This is a genomic window from Pseudoalteromonas luteoviolacea NCIMB 1944, assembly GCF_001625565.1.
In the GTDB taxonomy this organism is placed as follows: domain Bacteria; phylum Pseudomonadota; class Gammaproteobacteria; order Enterobacterales; family Alteromonadaceae; genus Pseudoalteromonas; species Pseudoalteromonas luteoviolacea_F.
The window spans coordinates 39443-60872 of the sequence record NZ_AUXS01000056.1 but is presented as its reverse complement, the minus strand read 5'-3'; the positions used below and the strand labels follow the sequence as shown (position 1 = coordinate 60872).

Here is a 21430-nt window from a genome sequence, read left to right as displayed (position 1 = left end):
AAGGGCCTTAAAAAAGGCCCTTTGACTACGAAATTTTAACCATTATCTTGGATCGTCAGTGTTTTGGTTCTTTCTATGCTTTCACCAGGATTATTAGGATCTGGAATCGTGAATGTCACTATTAAGTTTCCAGAACTAATATTATTAGCGGCATTTTCTGGTGTCACCAACACAACAGCTCTGCCACGCTCAAAACCGCCACTCGCAAATATTGTACCGGTCAATTCTTGTACAGTTATAGAGCCGTTCTGAGTAGAAATACTCACCGTTGTGCCTTCCGGCAGTGAATTACCATATAGGTCAGAGTAGTAAATCTCGACTGTAACTTCTTCAGTTTGATTAGCTTCTGTGCCTAACACTATACGATTCACGTCGCAATAAGCATCATTTTCTGTCGCTTCTAGTCCGAACAAGCCGCTGACTGGGACATCTGGGTCTGTATTTTCACAATCGGCACCACCAATGTGGGATTTAGCAACGACAAATCGAGCATAGACAACATCACTTGATGCAACAATTTCAAACTGCTTTCTAATATCAACGAGATCTTTGCTACACTGACCTGCTTCCTCAGCTGTTTGACCACATAAAAGGCCATTGTAGATGCCTGTTGTCGGATCAGCAGGTAAGCCATCGTAGCGACCATTATTGTTGGCATCTAAATAAAACTCATTGTGACCACCATTACTCAGAGTAGGTTCACATGGGTCGTTTGCTTCACCATTACTTGGATCACAATCTACAGCATCAAATTGATTATTGCTGTTAAAATCAATAAAAGCTTCAGGTAAATCGTCGTTTAATGGCTGAAATTCACCGATATCAAATAAACCATTTTTGCGAGGAATGGTATCTGTCGAAGGCTTATCATGGAAGTTTTCTTGACCTTTTGCCGTCGCAAGAACCGTGACGCGAGCACCACGTACTACGGTTCTAGTCACATCAACACCATCAATGTTTTCAGTGAACGTAGCCGGGAATGCACCGATACAAGGTACCGGTTGTCCTTGATAGGTATCACAGACGTCACTAATTTTATTGCGCCATTTATCTGCTGTAAAAGGTAACTCCCCTTGAGATCGCCACTGAACCTGACAGCGTCCTTTATCAGCAAAACACTGGTATGACTCATCTCCACCCGTGCCATCTATGTTACCAACTACTCCAGCTTCCGCTTGAACATTTGCAACAAGGTCATCTTTAGAAAGTTGATTAAACTGATCACCAAAGAACACGTTAATAGTTGTGGTTATACCGACATAGTTTTGCGTATTCAGAATATACGTCTCTGGTGCCGCATCAAAACTATCTTGGTCAGGCACACCTGAAGATAAAACCACACCAGAAGAAACAGCATTGATCTGGTCATTCGCTGGGATCAGCGTATATCCCGTAATACCAGCAGGAAGTTCGCAAAACTCTAAACTTGGGTCCGCAGTACATTGATCAATTTTAGACTGCCAGCACGTTGGGAACAGGTTAGTTAGAGCTGCCTGCGCGATTGTCTCGTCAGGAAGGTAACAAGCTTCCACGACCAAGCCTCCAGGTACAACACCACCTTCGATCAAAGTTTTTGCTTCACCATCATTGTCTGTATTACCTTTATAAGTATTTAGGCTTGCCTCACCCGTTAAATCCGCAAACCTGAACTCAATCTGCTTTTGTCTTAGCGGGTTATCATCCGTATCAATGAGCTGGAATGTAATAGTTGAAGTAACAGCCACACTGCCAGTTGCAGGAGGTAATCCAATAAAGCGGTTGCTTGCACTAATAAACTTCAATGATTGCACAGGAGCAGTGTTTACATAGAAAGCATAGTTAACCGGATCTGCGGCAGAAATACTGGCTGTTATTGTATCATTGCCATTACAACCACTAGCGCGATACGTAGAAGTGGCTACCCCAGCTTGAGTTCGTACTGGGCTATCAATTGTCGCCAATGTACCAGCAGGCTGCTGACTTGCACAGATAGTCGAAAAGCCAATGTCTACGGGCTGTTGATATAAGTTAGTCAAGGCTTCATCTGTGTACACGCTAGCAGTCACGATAAAGCTATCACCGGCGTCTAATTCAGGCAGAGGCTGATCTGGGTTAGTCGACGCGGGTAAATCTGCAGACAGCTGCAAGTAAAGCTGCTGTATACCAACAGAGAAGTTTTCGCTTGCATCTTCACCGTCAAAGCTAACACTGATCGTGCCTGCACCGTCACTGTCTCCAGGCTGCAGCTTTAAGATTGCAATGCCATTTACATCCGTCAATACCTTGCCTGAGCTAGGCAGTACCTGCCCTTTATCCGTCGAAACGTCGATAATTTGGTTCTCTACACTCTCACCGGCGCTGGTCACCTTACCTAATTGAATAAATAGTTCAGGAATAACACTGGAGTCGACACTGGTTACTTCAGTACAATCACTTGGGTCAACTGGGTTGGAAGTGTCATTGCGTATCGCGTCCCAATCAGGTGCACAGTTGACTAATAGGCGAATGTCAAAACTATAATTGCCATCAATAACAACCGCATCACCTTTAGAGTTAAACACAGCCGGGTTTGTTGTGATGCCCTCATATTGCGCCGTAACTTCTCCAACGCCTGACACCGTTGTAACAAATAAATCTATTGAAGCTTTACCTTGGCTATCTGTCACCGCTCTGCCATTTTCCGGAGACATTGTTGCAACTTCATCTACCGAAAAAGTCACCAAGGCACCTTGAACCGGACTACCGTCTTCTGTAAGCACGGCGGTGACTTCTGCCCTATTATCTTTTGTCAACAAGTTGCCTTCATTAATGACTGCACCGTTGCCGTCCTTGATAGATTCAATAATCAGTAATAAGCCACCATCGCCTTGACTATTAAAATTGAAGTTGCGCGATACTTCTTCGCCGTTACTTGCAGTAAATGTCGCTGTAACTCTACCAGCTCCTTTAACGGAGTTATCTTTAAGTTGAATAGTCGCAATTCCCGAGGCATTGGTTAAAACCGAACCAGATTGCGGGTCTAATGTTCCAAACGCATTGACCGTAAATTGAATTTGTTGATTTTCAAATGCAGAACCATTTTGTAACAACGTCGCGCTCAAAGTCAGTTCTGAATTACCAGATAGTTCATTAGTTTCAGTACCTGACGCATTTCTTGCAACAATTGATAACTCAAATGCCGAGTCACCAAAATCAGGATCTCCCTCTGTATAGTAAATATATTGCTGCGTCACGGTTTCAGATGTCATGGGGTCTGTATAGGTCGCTGACAGTTGTCCAACGCCATCCTCATTGTTAGCAACCAGCTCTAGTGATGCTTTACCATTTGCCTGAGTTGCAGCCTGACCATCAGAAGGTACAGTTGCTGCCTTACCGCCTGTAGAGACATTGACAATCGCATTACTGACCAATATACCATTGTTGGAAAGCGTGACCTCTACCGAGCCTTTCGTCGTACCGCTCAGCGGATTGCTTTGGCTAATTGGATTGCCATTTTCTTTATCTGTAACAGTGAGCACCATTTGCAAGCCGCCATCACCAGCACTGATAAAGCTGAAAGATTTACTGATCACCTGATTGTCTTCAGTCGTATATGTTGCCGTAACGACCCCAGCTCCATCAACATTGTTTTCAGTTAAAATGACCGGCGCAACACCATCAGTGCCTGTTTCTACCACACTACTCGCCAGTAAACCTTTGTCATCAACCGAAAAGTTCACATTTTGTCCTGACACAGGCGAACCGTTTAATGTTAGTGTCGCCTTTACAGTCAACGGTGTAGCAAAAGACAATTGATTTGAAGACGCTCCAGCAGCCGTCTCACCAACAATTGCAAGCTCATACGTCTGCTGACCAAAAAACTCGTCTCCATTTGAGTGATAATTAACTGTGTTGGTTACAGTCTCTGTTTCAGTCGTATATGTCACCGTTAGCGTGTCAACGCCCGACTCCATGTTTGGAATAAGTGCCAATGTAGCTTGACCGCTACTATTTGTCTCAACACGACCATCTGATGGCAATGTAATGCCTTTTGTGCCCGCATTAACAGATACAATTGCGCCAGATAGTGGTTGACCGTTGTCTAATAAATTAATTGAGACCGAGCCGTTTTTCCCTGTATCTAATGGGTTTTGCTCAGAAATTGCGTTGCCCTGAGGATCTGTTATTTGCACCTGCATCTGCAAACCGCCGTCACCCTCACTTTCAAAGCTTATAGATGACGAAACATCTTCAATCTCAGTACCCGGAGTTTCATAAGTAACATTTAACTGCCCTACGCCGGATTCATTATTGTCAATCAGATTAAAGGTGACTACTCCCTGCTCATCTGTTTTCAGTACATTGGTCGCTGAACCAATCAGTGCCTTATTAACGGTAAACACAAGAGGTTCATTGGCAAGCGGTTTACCGTTTAGCGTTAAGGTTGCTCTCACAGCTATCGGCGAAGAAAACGACAAGTCATTTGTTTCATTGCCCTGTTGGTCTAAGCCGACAACAGATAAGGCGTAAACTTGTAGCCCAAAAAATTCGTATCCGTCTGAAACGAAGTTCGTGCTATTAGTTATATCGCCATAAGTAACGACGATTGACCCTGCACCAGTTTGCCTAGTTGCATTAATTTGAAAACTAGCCTGCCCGTTTGCATCAGTGACGATTTTACCGTTACTTGCGGTGCTGATCAGTTCATCAAATGTAAAGGTCAGAATTTGACCTGTTAAGGGCGTCCCATTGCTGGTTAATGTCGCCATAACGGTCGCTGGATTTTCACCACCTAATCTATTGTCGGTGTCAACTTCATTACCATTGACATCGGTAATGGTTAGCGCAATTTGCGTGCCACCATCGCCCATTGCCGCATATTCGATTGATTTGGTGAGTGTTTCACTATTTACATCGAAAGACGCGGTTATGGTACCTGCGCCTTGATTATTATTCGCAACTATCCCGACTGTAGCAATACCTTCGCTATTCGTAAGCGCAGACGTAGAGCCATTAAATTCGGAAAATTCATCGCCGACAAATTTGACCAGCCTATCAGCTTGAGCTTGACCATCTTTTGTAACTTTGGCTTGGACCTGAATAGGATTTGAAACGCTGAGTTCGGAAGAACCACTTTGAGAATTGAGACTTAATGCAATTGCATATTCATCTGTATCATTACCACCATCTCCGGAGGTGTCTTTTTCTATCGACCCCCCTCCGCCACAGGCTGTTAGAAGGAATATCATAAATATGGTGCTAAACCAACGCATTGAAAACATCCGCAGTTCTCCCTCGCACAATTTAAAATTAGAGTTATTTGCACAATGTTAACCCAAACCAAGATAAAAAATCACAATTTTTTCGTAGTCTTGGCATTTTTTTTTGTTCATTTTGAACCATCCTGTTAGGCTATAACGATTTTAACAACGAAAAGTTTTAGGGCGTGTCCAAAACAATGACTGATAATAATAAATTTAGCCTGACTACACGTATCATGATAGCCATGATCGCGGGTATTGGTGTCGGTATAATTTTCCAACAAATTCTTGCCGGTGAGCCTGAATTCTTAATCCCCCTTGGATTTGTCGACTTTCCATTAAGAGGTTTCTTTGTGGATGGTCTTTTCCACGTCGGTGGTCAAATCTTTATTGCCAGTTTAAAAATGCTGGTTGTTCCTCTGGTATTTATATCTTTGGTTTGTGGTACCTGTAGCCTAAGTGATCCTAAAAAGCTAGGTCGTCTAGGTGGTAAGTCTATATTGTTATATTTAACAACTACTGCAATTGCTATCACAGTCGCAATATCACTTGCTCTGCTCGTAAGTCCAGGTGCAGGGATTGATATGCCAACTACAAGCAGCTTTGATGCAAAAGAAGCGCCTACTCTCGCGCAAGTTATCATTGGTATGTTCCCAACTAACCCAATCGATGCCATGGCCAGTGGCAATATGCTCCAAGTTATCGTATTTGCTTTGCTATTCGGTATTGCTATGGCATTAAGTGGAGAGCCTGGCAAACGGATCGCGGCTGTTTTTGATGATTTAAATACGGTCATTTTGAAATTAGTTACTCTATTAATGAACTTAGCGCCATATGGTGTGTTCTGTTTAATGGCAAAGCTGTTTACCGATATTAAAATGGGTTTAATTGTTGAACTTGGAAAATACTTCTTAGTTGTAGTGGCAGCGTTGTTTTTCCACGCTTTAGTAAACTACACCATTTTACTCAAGGTGCTTACAGGTCTAAACCCTGTGACCTTCTTAACTAAAATGAAAGATGCTTGCATGTTTGCATTTAGTACCTCTAGCTCTAGCGCAACAATGCCTGTAACACTTGAAACAGCTACCAAAAAGTTAGGTGCAAACAATACCGTCGCCTCTTTTACGGTGCCTTTAGGTGCAACAATCAATATGGATGGTACAGCCATTATGCAAGGTGTTGCTACCGTCTTTATCGCTCAGGTATTTGCTGTTGACTTAACTCTTAGCGATTACCTAATGGTGATTTTAACTGCCACGCTGGCTTCTGTGGGCACAGCAGGTGTGCCTGGTGTTGGTTTGATCATGCTTGCAATGGTGTTAAACCAAGTTGGTCTTCCAGTCGAAGGTATCGCTATTATCATGGGTGTTGATAGGCTACTGGATATGACCCGTACAGCTGTTAACGTTACTGGTGACTGTATGGTTACATGTGTGGTCGCAAAATCGGAAGGTGAATTAAATCATGATGTTTTTAACGACCCAGACGCAGCGAAAGATCTTGAAGAAAACTTAACTACTTCTAAAGTTTAATTACTCAAAACAGAGTAGCTTGAATATCAGGCTACTCTGTTATAAACCTTTCAAAATAAATGCATGAAAACAGTTCATTATCATGCAAAATATTCAGCCAAAACTCCCCCACTTAAGTTACAATCGAGTCACTTGTCACAACTGGATTGTTAAATATGACATCAAATAACAAAAATGTAGCCTTTATTGGCCTCGGTGTAATGGGATTTCCGATGGCTGGCCACCTAGCAAATCAAGGGTATAACGTCACGGTATACAACCGTACTACGAGCAAAGCACAAACTTGGATGGAAACGTATTCCGGTCAACTTGCGACGACCCCAGCATTAGCAGCCACGAATGCGGATATCGTATTTATTTGCGTTGGTAATGACGACGACCTCAGAGAAGTAACCACTGGTACTGATGGCGTTCTTCAATCAATGCGTGCAAATACTACATTAGTTGATCACACAACCGCTTCCGCAGATGTAGCGAGAGAATTATTTAAAGCCTGCGAATCTAAGCAGATCGGCTTCATTGATGCGCCGGTATCAGGTGGAGAAGCAGGTGCAGTTAACGGCCAACTTACCATCATGTGTGGTGGTCAAGCAGACATCTACAATGCTGTTGAGCCAGTGATGGCTGCTTATGCACGCTTTTCTAAATTGCTCGGCGATGTCGGTTCAGGTCAAATAGCAAAAATGATGAATCAGATTTGTATCGCAGGTGTTGTGCAAGGTCTCGCAGAAGCATTACAGTTTGGTCAAAATGCCAACATAGACTGTGAAGCTGTCATTGAAGTGATCTCAAAAGGTGCTGCTGGTAGCTGGCAGATGGAAAACCGTCATAAGAGCATGTTAGATGATCATTATGAGCACGGCTTTGCTGTGGATTGGATGCGAAAAGATCTGTCTATTGCTCTTGATGAAGCCAAAAAGAATGGCTCTACCTTACCCGTAACCGCTTTGGTAGATCAGTTCTACGCCGATGTTCAAAAGATGGGCGGCAATCGTTGGGATACTTCCAGCTTATTAAAACGCCTTGTTTAAACTTTACTTTTTTGTGCCACACCGGTGGCACAGCTCTGCTTTAAATCTCTCTTCACTTATCATTTGTGTACATTTGGTTAAATTTAAACTCCCTTGACATAAAATTGACCAAAATGACTGCTATGCTTGAACAATGGAGGGGATTACACCTCATTGGCAGTCAGTGGATTACACAACAACTCCACATGAAAATTATAAATACAACTCGTTATATGCACGGAACTTTGCAGCATGGATAATATTTACAGATACAGTGTTAAGTTACTTACTGGTGAGACAGTTTCACTTAGGTCATATCAAAATAGACCCGTTATCATTGTCAACATCGCAAGTAAATGTAGTTTTACGCCACAGCTCACCGCCCTTGAAAAAATGTATCGTAAGTATAATAAACAAGGCCTGGAGATAATTGCATTCCCATGCAATCAATTTGGTAAAAATGAGCCGTTAGAAAATGAAATGCTTCGTGAGTTTTATCAATCACATTTTAGTTTGAGTTTTAAAGTTGCTGAAAAAACATTGGTTAATGGCCCTGATGCTCATCCTTTATTTAATTACCTAAAATCACATACGCGGGGCATTGCTCAAAATAGAGCAATAAAATGGAACTACACTAAATTTTTAATCGGTAATAATGGCGAGCTTTTGTCACGCTATGCACCGCGTACAAAGCCTGAATCTTTAAAGCAGATCATCGAGGGTCAGTTGCAAGATGAAAGTAGCACTTTTCAGTTCGCAAAAATATGAAAACGCATTCTTCTCTCAAGCAATTAAAAATTTCATTGATTTTGAGTTTGCGTATTTCGAACATAATCTAAACAGAGATACCGTTTATTTGGCGGCTGGCTATGATGCCGTATGCGTGTTTGTCAATGATGATCTCAACGCTTGTGTACTCGCTGAATTAGCAGAACTCGGTATTAAATACATCGCTCTGAGGTGTGCTGGCTACAATAATGTGGACATTGAGTCAGCGCATGCATTGGGCCTGCAAGTTGTGCGAGTTCCCTCATACAGCCCGGAGGCGGTTGCAGAGCACTGCATGGCCTTGATACTCACCCTAGCGAGAAAAACACATAAAGCATATAACCGTATCCGAGAAGAGAATTTTGACCTCAATGGGTTATTGGGATTTAATATCCACAACAAAACTGTTGGTTTAATTGGTTGTGGTAAAATTGGCCAAGCCTTGGTGTCTATCTTAAATGGCTTTGGTGCGCACACGCTTGTATATGATCCCAACATCGGCGAAGGCTCTTATACACAGGTGTCACTCGATATGCTTTTACAGCAGAGCGATATCATATCCCTACATTGTCCCCTAACCGATGCTACACATCACTTACTTGATGCTCAAGCATTTGAGAAAATGAAGCAAGGCGTTATGGTGATTAACACCAGTCGCGGTGCGATAATTGACACACCCGCATGCATTACTGCACTCAAATCAAAGAAAATCGGATATTTAGGGTTAGATGTATACGAGCAGGAATCGGAACTTTTTTTCAAAGACCGCCGTGAAGAGATCATCCAAGATGACACCTTTGTAAGGCTAAGTGGTTTTCCTAATGTACTAATCACAGGTCATCAAGGGTTCTTTACACAAGAAGCACTGACAGAAATAGCAAATACCACACTGAAAAACTTATATGCACTTAAACACAAGACGCATACTCCAAACCTCGTTTAGTACATATGGCCCCTTTTAAACCAAATGATAACAAAAAAGCGCAGCCAAATGGCTGCGCTTTTTTGTTATCTGCAATTTGGTGTTATTTATTGATAACGACATTAACGAATACGGCTGTCATTAGTATCGGACAAATAAATCGCAAATACTGAGCAAACCAATAGCGTAAACCTGTCGCGTCCAATAGCAGTGTATTACCTCGCTTCCACATCCAACCAACTGTGATAAAGTAAAAAAGTCCCATCAAAGGTAGTTGATATCGAGTGAACACTGAAATCACCAAACCAAACAGCCAATCAAAGTTCATAATGATTAAGCTTGAACAAACTAAAATCACTAAAGTGACAATCCATGTTGCTTTTCTTCTTCCCATACCATGATTTTCAACTAAGAATGAAACCGGTATTTCTGTAGAGGAAATAGTCGAAGTTAAAGAAGCAATAGACATAAGTACGAAGAACGTGAGACCGACCCAAATGCCTATTTGGCCCATACTTTTAAATAGCTCTGGTAAAATTGCAAAGATCAGACGCCCTTCCCCAGCTAATTTTCCATCTTGAAAAACTTCCACGCCGTTTTGCTGCGCCACGAAAATAGCCGGAATAATCAGCAAACCAGCTAAAAATGCAACACCGGTATCCAACATGGCGACACTAAAAGTCAACTTAGGTAAGTTTTCATTGGGCTTTAGATATGAGCCATAAATCATCATACAACCGACACCAAGAGACAACGAGAAAAATGCCTGGCCCATTGCTGCAATGATCAAATCCGGATCAGTAATCTTATCAAAATTAGGGACCAAGTAAGCTTTGAATCCTTCTGCCGCCCCTTCTAACGTTGCCATATAAGCAATCAAGCAGCACAACAAAAGTAGCAACATTGGCATTAATCGACGAGACCAAGTTTCGATACCTGATTTCACCCCTTTTAAAATAATTGCCGCAGTTAACAGCAGCATCAAAGGCGTAAACACAAAGTTTCTCGCCGTTGAGTCACCAGTTAAAAACTGACTCACAGCATCCATACCAAACAACGAAGTTAACGGTTCTAGAGAATGTGCCAGCATCCAACCGGCAACAATAGAATAGAAGCTGAGCATCACAATTGCGCCACTCAAACCAATATAGCCAGCGGCCGCTCCTACATTAGGTTGCTTTTCTTGCCAAGCTTGCTTGAGAGCTTTTACTGGATTTGCCTGTGCTTGATGACCGAGATAAAGCTCGGTATACAACGCAGGTAATGCCAGCAAAAAGATAACGATAAAATATGCGAGTAAAAATGCACCACCGCCATGATTGGCAGCTTGAGTTGGGAAGCCCCAAATATTTCCTAAACCAACAGCGGCACCCGCTGCTGCTAGGACAAAGCCAAGTCGGCTTTGAAAACCATCACGTACCTGAGCCATAATCGAACACAAATATAATTATTGTTTTGGCCAGCGATTATACCTTTTTGATTGAAAAATGCGAGCACAACAACCCTGATACGGGAACTCCCCTCGCCCATTAATGAATAAAACTCACCAATTAAAAACTAGAGCCAGGCTGCTGCAAAAACTCAAGCTCTTCATCCGTTGAGACTCGACCTAGAATCTCGTTTCTGTGAGGGTAACGTCCAAATCGATCAATTATTTTTTTATGTGCCAGCTCAAATTCGTAGCCCGGTAATTCGCGAAATAAAGCCTCTGCTTGGCGATGAATGACCGCGCTCTCACTATGCATAAACGGCATATATAAAAAACCTACTTCTGTATCGTTTAGGGCCTGATCAAACCCTTTATCAATGGCCTGTTGAGACAAGCTCAAAGCCAGAGCATCACTGGCAAAAGCCTGCGGTGTATCTCTGTACATATTTCTCGGGAATTGGTCTAAAACGATAATCTCACACAATGAGCCAACAGGGGTATCTCTCCACCTTTCCAACTCGCCGTTGTGTGCCATTTTATGTAGAACTGAAAATTGACTTTTGATTTTTTGGTCAAACGCTGATGACTTCTGCCACCAATCTTTTTCTGAGCATGTAACAAACCAAAACTCATAGATATCTTGATACTGCATGGGAGGCCCTTATGCAAATTATTGTTACTTTATTAAGAGTGCCACCTCGGGTTCTTTATTGCAACTTTATCATTAATATTTGTTATAAAGTTATTTCATCAACAACAGAAACGATAGTAGCCTAGAAAATATACCTAAGCTACTATCGTAAAACCAGAATTTTAGGCCGCTTCCAACAATTTTTGATGGATTGCTTGAACGACTTGATCTGAGCTGGCCTGTTCAACTAAGAAGCATAAATTGTGACGACTTGCACCATGGCAAATTAGACGTATATCGAATTCAGATAACACATCAACCAAACAATCATCTCCCCCTTTTAGCTGAATTTCAGAGCCTATCATAGCGACTAACGTCAAATTGTTCTCTACACTAACGTGACAAAATTCACCAAGCTCATCAAGACACGCTTGTTCAAGCTCTGGACGTGACGCATTAGGCGCATTATCTAAGGTCAAAGCAACACTTATTTCAGAAGTCGTAACAAGATCGACCGATATATTGTAGTTACTTAATATCGTAAAAATTTTCGCGAGAAAGCCGCTTGCTAACAACATTTCAGGGCTTTTTAATGTTAATAGGATTTGGTTCTTACGTTGTGTGACGGCACGGATCCCAGACTGAGCCTGAGTTTCTTTTTCAATCCAAGTACCACCTTGCTCAGGCGCTTTACTTGAGCCGACAAAAACAGAGATACCTTTTCTGCTGGCAGGTAAAATCGTCGCTGGATGCAGCACTTTCGCGCCAAACGTTGCCATTTCAGCCGCTTCGTCAAAGCTCAATCTCGGAATTGGTTTCGCTTTAGTACAGAGTCTAGGATCTGTACTGAAAATGCCAACTACATCAGTCCAAATTTGCACACTGTCAGCATCAATTGCCTCTGCGATTAACGCCGCACTGTAATCAGAACCACCGCGGCCCAAAGTGGTCGTTTGCCCATATTTATCACTGCCGATAAAACCCTGTGTTACTACCACATGATTATCTAACAGCGGAGCCAAATGTTCAGCGGCGGCTGCTGCCGAAGCTTCAATATCTGGTGTCGCTTTTGAAAAATTACTATCCGTTTTTAGAATGTTTCTAACGTCAAAGCGGACTGAATTGACGCCTAGCGTTCGTAGCACTTGAGTAAAGATGAATGAAGAAAAACGTTCACCAAAACTCAACACTTCGTCACATTGCTGTGCACTCAGTGCGGGTAACATTGCTATTTCTTTAAATTCTGAATAAGTTTCTTCGAAACCGATTTGTAAGTCTGAGTCTAGGGTGACATGTTCAAGAATGCGGTGCTGAATTTGCATAACCGCGTCTACCAGTGCCAAACGCTCTTGATGATTGGCTTTTTGTTGAACTAGCTCTACTAGGTGATTTGTAACACCTGCACTGGCACTTACAACCACGACTTTTACCTTAGGGTCGTCATTAATAATTTGTGCACAACGATACATAGCAGTGTAGTCAGCAACACTTGTACCACCGAACTTAGCAACAACAGACTGGGAATTCATTTTATCTCCTTGTGATAGCACATGTACTATCAAAAAAATAAGGAGAACTAACTTGGCAAGAGGAAATAGAAATATATTGAAAAAACCACTGCCAGAAGCTCTCCACCAATAAACGGTGACAGTTCCGAGGATTCAACCCCGTAAACCGAAAAGTCATTGATACGACCAATCACTTTCCTCGGCGAATACTTCCCTCGCTTGCTGTCGTCGGATGTCGTGTCCTCGAACAAGCTACCTAAGCATCGCACCTCTTCTGTCTATTTTGCGGGTATTAAGCTGAACACCGGCAAAATAAAACCTGCTACAAGAGCAGGCTTTTAAAAACTATCTTTTAGACGTCTAGGTGTCAAGTAATTTTGTACCTTAACACCAAAAAAGACTTAAATAAGTTGCCCCATATAATACGATCCAGCGTAACCTATGGTATAAGCAATCAGTAAATACAGCGCCATTTTTAAATAACTCATAAAGGTCAATGCTTTTACTTTACTCATCGCAATAATACCCGCAGCGGAACCAATAATTAGCATAGAGCCACCCACACCTGTTGCATAGGTAAATGTTAGCCATTGCTGTGGGGTCATTTCGATCTGCGCTTTTAATAACGCTGCGGTTAGTGGCACATTGTCTACTGCTGCACTCAGCAACCCAACCAAATAATTTGCATATTCAGGTGCCAAATATTGATAGAGTTCAGTAAACATACTTAACACGCCAACTTCCTTAAGCGCCCCCACCAACAGCAGTACACCTACAAAAAATAGCAGCGTGTCGTATTCTATTTCTCTAATGTAATCGATTATCTTTTTGTTGACGTCTTTTTTTCGCATTAAAAATTGCGCAACTAGAAACATAAATGACAAACCGAATAAAAACGTCAGCATAGGCGGTACTTGATACTGAACACTTAAAAACAACGTGGCAAGTACGGTGGACATAAAAATGACTGCAATCGTTATGTCAGTCTTTTCAATACGGCGTAATTCTTGGCGTGCAAAGTAAAGTTGCTCATTCATACCGATGGATAACATTGCTGCCAATGCAAATACGCTCACGATGGCCGGCAAAACTAACAGCAAGAGATCCGGTATTGTGACTTTACCCGCCAAAAATATCATCAAGGTTGTTACATCACCAGTGATCAGCGAAACACCACCAGAATTTACGCTAAAAATGATTAATGTGGCATACTTTACTAGCTTTTTCGCATCCAGTTTTAAGGACATGACAACAGCCAAAGATATTAGCGTCGCAGTAATGTTGTCAGAAATCGAAGAAAATATAAACGCAAAAGCACCGACGAGAAACATTAACTTTCTCTCGCTGATCTGCTCAGGCATGATGCGATGGACAATGTTTTGAATAAAACCTTTAGAGTTTAAATAAGCAACAAAAGTCATCGCAGCCATTAAAAAAAGCCATAACGTCGCAATTTCTAAGATGTTGTGATCGAGCTGATGTTGTATAGTTTCTGAGCTTTCGCCATGAATTGGAGAGATAAAAGCGATAATCCAACATAAAGTGCCAAAAAAAAGCGTCGTTTTGGCCTTGTTTACATGGATAATATCCTCTATAACGATAAGCACAAAAGCTAGCGCTATTAGGGTTAGGATTATGGAAGTGACCATACGCGTAAACAACCTGTAATCAAATGTAATTTTTGTAAAGGGTGATGTAAATCGGCGCGGAGTCTAACACTATGGGCAAGTGACCGCTATCAATAATTACAATTTATGACAAATTCGTGAACAAGTGATGTCACAAAAATGATACAAACTGGAAAGTTATGATCCCAGCGAAAAAAGTTCTTAATACATTAAATGAACACTGGAACGTTTTAGAGTTGCTATTTAAGCGATTTAAAATGTCGGATTTCAGTATAAAAGATGTACAAAACTTAATAAAATTAAAGAACCCTAACTGGTCAAGTGAACGGGTTTATAAAGAAACAAATAGACTGCTTAATCAAGAAATTATTATTCCTCTAGCTAAGTCTTCGCAGCTCGAAATCAACCGAGCGGTCGCTGATTTTGCAAGCTTTTTGCTCCAAGAGGAGCATTTAGGTCTTGCTGAAGAAATCACCGTATTAGTTAAAGATTTGCAACGGCTTGGGGCACGCTTGGTTCAGGCTGGTAATGAAGGTGACCATAGCGAGCTTCGACGCTTTAGTCGTATTATGGATGAACGGGTCAGAAAAATTGTAAAGCTTTATCAACACAATGAGAGTGCAATTCTCAATCTTGTAGAGCAAGCCAAATCTGATCACAGCAATTTATCATTGAAGCGACGTTATCAAGCTGTCATAGAAGCATTTGACGAATATATTGAACCAATGCTTGAAATGGTTGACATACACGGTCCATTTCAAGCTTGTTTTAGCGACATAGAAACGCAAATTAGTGAACAAATAAATCAAATCGAACAGCTTGGTCGAGGCGCTCAAGATAAACGTATGCTCGAGCAACTGAGAACGCGTATATTAGACATGCATTTAATAGGCAGAGAAAGTTTGGGTAAAAGTGCCGATATGCTAATGCCATTGCGTGAGGAATTAAGGCGGAACACCCTTATTACTCGCCAAGCAGCCAAAGTGCTCGGACTTATCCGTAAAAATGGGGTGGATCGTATGCTTAGCCCTGTTCAGCCAGACTTCGTGTCCGATATTCAGCGTTTTAACCTTGGTCAAAAGCGCCACATGGTCGCCTATATGGCAAGCCTTGCTGAGTTTGAACATGAAGAATATCAATTGCCTGATCATCAAGATGTACCTGCATACCAAAGCCCCAATATTCCTGATTATCAAGATGTCAAAAAGTCTTTTTCAACCAGTGGGCAAAAGCGCACTGCCCTGCTTGGGTTTTTAAGTGATAGCTATCCTAACCTAGAAGCTGACGAAATGCTGTTTTTGTATCAAAAACTAATTAGCGACCCTGAATTGATAGTCAGTCAATCCGATTCAAAAGAGTCAATGCAACTCGCTAATACCAAAATCAAATTGTATCCATTTAGCGCCACAGAAAATAATAATTCTGACGCTGAAAAAGCAAAACAATAAGTACGACACCATGACACAAATTAATCTAAACGATTTATCACAACTGCAAGCCATCAATAAAAAGCTTGCAGGTGGGTATCACATCAGTGAACAAGATACGACGCTTTGGCAAGAACTGGACCAACACATAGAGTCATACCAAGCGTTGTTTGCAGCGTTAGGCCATGATTTACAACATGATGCGAGAGGATTTTACTACCTTGCCAGTGACGAAAGCACTCCCAATATGGGCAAGATCAGTCGCGCTATCGCCTTGACGGTTTTTATTCTTATAGAGTACTACGCAAACCAAGGTAAAGATCCTCTGCGAGCATTGTTTGATGAACAAATTGATTTGGAACTGATGCAAACGCTTATTCAGCTCAACAAACATTTATTTGATCAATTGGAGATCTTTTCAGGATCTGATTTAAGAAAAGACGTTTTTTTACGTATGTTGAGATTGGGGCTGTGCAAAGAAACTGAACGCGGTTTTGTATTATTAGCGCCGGTTTATAGATATATCGACGCCCTAATGGAAGTTAACGAAGACAATTTTGAAGCGCTAGAGGAAGAAGTATGAGCGAATTATATGGATTAAGTAAGCTAGCGCTTTTAAATACCGCAGGCTATGCAAAGTGTGTTATTCCACTGGATAAAAGTGCATCAATTTGCGCCCCTAACAACACAGGTAAAAGCTCAGTTATCAATGCGCTTCAATTTCCTTTGGTCAACGATTTACGCTTAACTGAATGGGACGGCCACGACTTAGAAGAAACCCGAAAATTCTATTTTTCGAGCGATCAGTCTTACATTTTACTTGAAGCAAACCTACCCCATGGTGACGTAGTCATTGGTGTTGCAGGTCTTGGAAAAATCGCAGGTTACGCGCACCAATTTTTTTGCTACAACGGTAAACTTAACCTTGATGATTTTACTGAAGGTAAAAGCATCATTAAATACACTAAGTTATTCAATCATTTAGATTCTAAAGGTTACAAAGCCATTGAACTAAAAGCCGCAGAACTCAACGCACTATTGACCGGTGGCGCAACCCCATATGATGGTGACATCAATCTTAAAATGATCCCACTTAACAATGTTCAAGACGCCGCGATCTACAAAGAGATCTTTCGACGCATTTTGAACTTACATAAGTTAGGCGCTCATGATGTTAAACGTTTTATGTTACGAGTTTTTGAACGTCATATGTCAAACTCAAAAGTCGACTTTTACGAAGTCTGGCGACGTGCATTCGATAAAGTCAATCGTTCTAAACGTGAGCTTACCGCCTTAGAGTCAATGCAAGAACCCATTGCTGCACTGGAACAAATGATTGAAAGCGAAGCGACTATCAAGGGTAAGTTGGCAGCTTATGCGCCTAAAATTGATCAAGCTATTATCGCATTCGATGAATACCAAACGTCACAAATCGACGAACTGAATGAACAGCTCGAAAATATCGAGCAAGAAAAACGAGATTTTGAACAAAAACAACAACTTTATGTTCAGCAATCTCGCGATATCGAACGTAAACAAACACAAATTGAGCAATGGTTTACAGACTATCAAGCACTCAAATCTGAGTTTGAATTAACCAACCATGCGACACTAAAAACAAACCTCACTCTTTTGAAAAAAGAGTATGAGCAGTTGTCATTCTCGATCAACAGCGCACAAGGTCAGAGTTTACATACTTTAGATTACCGTATTGGTGAAACTCAAAAGCAGATAAAGAGCTTAAAGCTACAACTGAAAAACCTAGAGTTCAATTTATTTACTCGTATGAGAGAAGATCTATCACTCAAAGAAGTAGAAGAAATCTCTCGAATACTGAACCCTGATCTGCTGTCGTTTGCAACCACTTCTCAAGGTGAAGTAACCATTCACGATGAAGATGCGTTTGCTGATTTCTTAGCCTTGCTTTCAAACGCCGTTAAAGGTGGAGAGCTGCAATTACCTGGTGTGAGCGTTAAACTTAAGAAGCTAGCGCCAGTGCAAATGCAAAGTGGAGAGAACAAAGCACAATTACAAGCCCAGCTCGAAGCACTGCAACGTTCATTGACAGAGCTAAAGCAGCAAAGAGAAGTTGCAGCGAATGTTGCCGATAAACAACAAGAGCGCGATGCCTTGTATCAAGAACTGATGGCTACGGAAGATGCACTTAAACGCTTCGAGCAATTCCAAACCATGCAACAGTCGGCAGAGGCACAAATGGCTCTCAAAGACCAATTAGGTGCCGAACGCGAGCAAGTAGATGACTATTTACAAGATGTACAACGCAACGCAGGATCAATTTCAGATCGCCGTTCGATCATAAAAAGCAAGCAAGATCTTATTTTGAGACAAAGCGATCGTCTTAAGCAAGTGAAGTCCGAACGTATCGACCACACATTAGCAATTTATGAAGGAAAACAGACCCCCTATCCTATCGATGTAAAGATCGACTTTGATAACTTGTCGGAAATAGTCCATCAATTCAACAAAGATTGCCAAGAGCTGAGAAACTTAGATGTAAATGTGCGCAATACATATCTTCATATCTACAATGCAGGCATCACCAAGTTTGACAATGAAACCGATGAGTCAAACAAATATGCTAAATTGATCAGCGCATACCACAATATTGATAACGAACGGGATGCTGTTGAACGTCAAGCACGTGTCGCCCTGACCGAAGTTGCCGCGACAATAAAAGGCTTAAGAGAAGATTTAGATCGATTACGCCGTGAAATGAACAGCTTTAACCGCGGGATCAGCCAACATCGTATCTCGAACTTAAAAGCATTTAAGATCAATGTTATCCCTCGCAAAATGTTGGTCGACAGCATTGATACTATTATCAGCACTTCTGAAGTTTATGAGCAAGGTGACAGTTTCGACTTACTTAGTGAGGCAAAAGCGGATGAAAATGCAGTTAATGAAGCAAAAGACCATATCATTAAACTAGCCAGTGAAAAAGCAGGTTTAACGCTTACCGATTTATTCGATATTCGCTTTGAAGTCGTCAATAGAGCTGGTGAAACCGAGCACTTTGATAAAATTGACTCTGCGGGCTCCAATGGTACCCGAATTACCATCAAACTGTTATGTGGTATGCTGTTCATTCGCTACCTGCTATCTGATCAAGAACAAGCTTTATACCGTATACCAATATACATTGATGAGGCTGCAGATATTGACCCGCAGAACCAAAAAGCAATTATCGAAACTGCACTGAGCTTCGGGTTTGTGCCAATATTTGCTTCTGTTAAGCCGCAGATCAGCTGTGATTACTTGGTTCCCATCCGCAGTGTTAATCAGGGAAGCCAAAACTGGGTTGATGAAAAAGACTGGATTGAAGTGGAACATTCATAGTTTTAACTGGTCTTACTTACTGGATCTTAAAGTTTATTTGCTTTTTGCTTATAAACTTTGGTCCAGTTAGTATTACAAGGCCAAAAGCCTTAATTAAGGAGTAAAAAATGACTCGTAACCTGCTTGTAGCGCTAAGTTTGATTGTATTAAGTGCTTGTTCTAACACCCCTGATTGGGACTATGATAAATCAGTTGAATTTGCCAACTACAAAACTTTTTCATGGTCTCCAGACACTGCAAACTTTGACAAAGGTGCTCAAAACTATCAGATCAGTGAACTGATGGAAAAGCGCGTTCGAAATGCAATTATTACAGAAATGGCGCAACATGGTCTCACCTTGGTAGAAAATGCTCAGGCAGATGTCATGGTAAACTTTCATGCAGCGGTTGATACAAAACTTGACGTAGATACATTTAATACCAGCTACTCTGCGCGTTGGAATTATTGGGGTGTTGGCTGGCATACGCAAACACAGGCCCGTGAATATGAAGTAGGTACTTTGGTTATTGATGTTATCGACAGAGCTTCAAATCAACTTGTGTGGCGCGGCGCAAAAGAAGGACGCCTTCGTAAGAAGGAGTCGCCTGAAAAGCGCACAGAAACGGTTAATAATACCGTGAAAGATATTTTGTCCAACTTCCCTCCTAAAGTGGGACACTAATCCAGTAAAGGCAGCTAATAGCTGCCTTTTTTGATTTCATTAAACAGAAATAAATTGTTCGGGCTTGCAAGGTTAGTTGAATTAGGTAAAATTCGGCGGTTTATAGTTCTTAATGAGCAAATACCTTGATTGAGCAACTTCGGAAAGACTTCCCTTTATTACAAAACTTAGTTGATGAGCAGCCGCTTTGTTACTTTGATTCAGCCGCCACCACGCAAAAGCCGCAAGTTGTTATTGATGCTGTCAATCAATTCTATCATCAAGAAAATGCCAATGTGCATCGAGGTGCCCACACACTGAGTGCACAGGCAACAGCTAAATATGAAGCAGTACGTGACAAGCTTGCTCAATACTTAAATGTCCAACGCAATGAAGTTGTTTGGACCAAAGGTGCAACAGACTCTCTCAACCTTTTGGCCTATGGCCTGACCAATACGCTTGGTGAAGACGATGTTATTGTGCTTTCGCCGCTTGAACATCACGCAAATATTGTCCCTTGGCAACAAGCTGCAGAAAAAACCGGGGCTAAAATTGCGCTTTTACCTGTTTCACAGGAAGGGGTTTTAGATCAATCCGCCGCTATTGAGTTTATTCGCCATACAAAACCTAAAGTACTAAGCGTGTGCCATGCATCAAACGCACTTGGTAATATTCATGACGTAAAGCAACTGATTGAAGCGTCTAAACCCTACGGAACTATCACAGTCGTTGATGGCGCACAATCTTTTATGCATTTAAGACCAGATCTTAAAGCGCTAGATTGCGACTTTTTTGTGTTTTCAGCTCACAAAGCACTTGGACCAACAGGTGTTGGTGGATTGTATGGCCGTTATGAAATGCTCAACAATTTACCTGTTTATCAAACTGGCGGGGAAATGATTGATACCGTGAGTTTTACCGGAACAACTTTTAGGACTGCCCCAGAGAAGTTTGAGCCCGGCACGCCAAACATCAGTGGCGTAATTGGATTTGGTGCGGCACTTGACTATTTAACTTCAATTGATAAAAACGAGCTACTCACCTTCGAGCATTCACTATATCAATACTTGTTGACTCAATTGGGCCAAATTGACGGCATAAAAATATGGGGTGATACGCAAAACAATATCGGCGTGGTAAGCTTTACTTATAAAAGCGAGCACCACTTCGACATTGCGACACTTCTTAACTCTTATGGCATTGCTGTAAGAAGTGGGCACCATTGCACCCAGCCATTAATGGCACATTTAAGTATTACAGGTACCGTTCGCGTGAGCCTTGCTTTTTATAACAATCAGCAAGACATAGACGCCTTTATTACTGCGCTTATCGAAACCATTGAGATGTTGGAAGAATAA

At 41.6% G+C, this 21430-nt stretch carries 14 protein-coding genes and 1 riboswitch; of the genes, 9 read left to right on the top strand and 5 right to left on the bottom strand.

The features are described from left to right. Window positions 1-35: 35 nt before the first annotated feature. On the bottom strand, window positions 36-5231 hold the full coding sequence (locus N483_RS20510) for a beta strand repeat-containing protein (RefSeq protein ID WP_155250735.1): 5196 nt from the start codon (window positions 5229-5231) through the stop codon (window positions 36-38). Window positions 5232-5416: 185 nt separating this feature from the next. Here N483_RS20510 and N483_RS20505 point away from each other — a divergent pair, with 185 nt between their 5' ends. The 4 genes from N483_RS20505 to N483_RS20490 all read left to right on the top strand — a co-directional run bounded on the left by N483_RS20505 (window position 5417) and on the right by N483_RS20490 (window position 9472). Next, window positions 5417-6751 (top strand): dicarboxylate/amino acid:cation symporter, encoded by a 1335-nt coding sequence (locus tag N483_RS20505; RefSeq protein ID WP_023398364.1) that lies wholly within the window; start codon window positions 5417-5419, stop codon window positions 6749-6751. Window positions 6752-6906: 155 nt separating this feature from the next. Next, window positions 6907-7782, top strand: a complete 876-nt coding sequence (locus N483_RS20500; protein ID WP_023398365.1) for an NAD(P)-dependent oxidoreductase — start codon at window positions 6907-6909, stop codon at window positions 7780-7782. A gap of 231 nt (window positions 7783-8013) precedes the next feature. Continuing rightward, window positions 8014-8529: a glutathione peroxidase gene (locus N483_RS20495; protein ID WP_023398366.1), complete on the top strand. Its 516-nt coding sequence runs from the start codon at window positions 8014-8016 to the stop codon at window positions 8527-8529. Further along, complete coding sequence (locus tag N483_RS20490) at window positions 8495-9472, top strand: 2-hydroxyacid dehydrogenase (RefSeq protein WP_023398367.1); 978 nt, start codon at window positions 8495-8497, stop codon at window positions 9470-9472. Before N483_RS20495 ends, N483_RS20490 begins: the two co-directional genes overlap by 35 nt. Window positions 9473-9554: 82 nt before the next feature. Here N483_RS20490 and N483_RS20485 read toward each other — a convergent pair whose 3' ends face one another. The 4 genes from N483_RS20485 to nhaD all read right to left on the bottom strand — a co-directional run bounded on the left by N483_RS20485 (window position 9555) and on the right by nhaD (window position 14668). Then, window positions 9555-10880, bottom strand: a complete 1326-nt coding sequence (locus tag N483_RS20485; protein WP_023399444.1) for a sodium-dependent transporter — start codon at window positions 10878-10880, stop codon at window positions 9555-9557. A 121-nt stretch (window positions 10881-11001) separates the two neighbouring features. Next, complete coding sequence (locus N483_RS20480; protein WP_023399443.1) at window positions 11002-11532, bottom strand: DUF924 family protein; 531 nt, start codon at window positions 11530-11532, stop codon at window positions 11002-11004. Between the two features lie 161 nt (window positions 11533-11693). After that, window positions 11694-13040: a lysine-sensitive aspartokinase 3 gene (lysC, locus tag N483_RS20475; RefSeq protein WP_023399442.1), complete on the bottom strand. Its 1347-nt coding sequence runs from the start codon at window positions 13038-13040 to the stop codon at window positions 11694-11696. A gap of 87 nt (window positions 13041-13127) precedes the next feature. Then, window positions 13128-13301, bottom strand: a riboswitch (Lysine riboswitch). 119 nt (window positions 13302-13420) lie between these two features. Beyond that, the gene (nhaD, locus tag N483_RS20470; protein ID WP_023399441.1) at window positions 13421-14668 is read right to left on the bottom strand and encodes a sodium:proton antiporter NhaD; all 1248 of its coding nucleotides are present in this window, start codon (window positions 14666-14668) and stop codon (window positions 13421-13423) included. A 158-nt stretch (window positions 14669-14826) separates the two neighbouring features. Between nhaD and N483_RS20465 the strand changes: the two genes are divergently transcribed. From N483_RS20465 to N483_RS20445, 5 genes are all read left to right on the top strand, one after another. After that, a complete protein-coding gene (locus N483_RS20465; protein WP_023399440.1) occupies window positions 14827-16095 on the top strand; it encodes a hypothetical protein in 1269 nt (422 codons plus the stop codon). A gap of 10 nt (window positions 16096-16105) precedes the next feature. Next, complete coding sequence (locus N483_RS20460) at window positions 16106-16657, top strand: condensin complex protein MksE (RefSeq protein ID WP_023399439.1); 552 nt, start codon at window positions 16106-16108, stop codon at window positions 16655-16657. Beyond that, window positions 16654-19431: a hypothetical protein gene (locus N483_RS20455; protein ID WP_023399438.1), complete on the top strand. Its 2778-nt coding sequence runs from the start codon at window positions 16654-16656 to the stop codon at window positions 19429-19431. Before N483_RS20460 ends, N483_RS20455 begins: the two co-directional genes overlap by 4 nt. Before the next feature lie 107 nt (window positions 19432-19538). Next, window positions 19539-20093: a DUF4136 domain-containing protein gene (locus tag N483_RS20450; RefSeq protein WP_023399437.1), complete on the top strand. Its 555-nt coding sequence runs from the start codon at window positions 19539-19541 to the stop codon at window positions 20091-20093. Between the two features lie 125 nt (window positions 20094-20218). Continuing rightward, the gene (locus tag N483_RS20445; RefSeq protein ID WP_023399436.1) at window positions 20219-21430 is read left to right on the top strand and encodes an aminotransferase class V-fold PLP-dependent enzyme; all 1212 of its coding nucleotides are present in this window, start codon (window positions 20219-20221) and stop codon (window positions 21428-21430) included.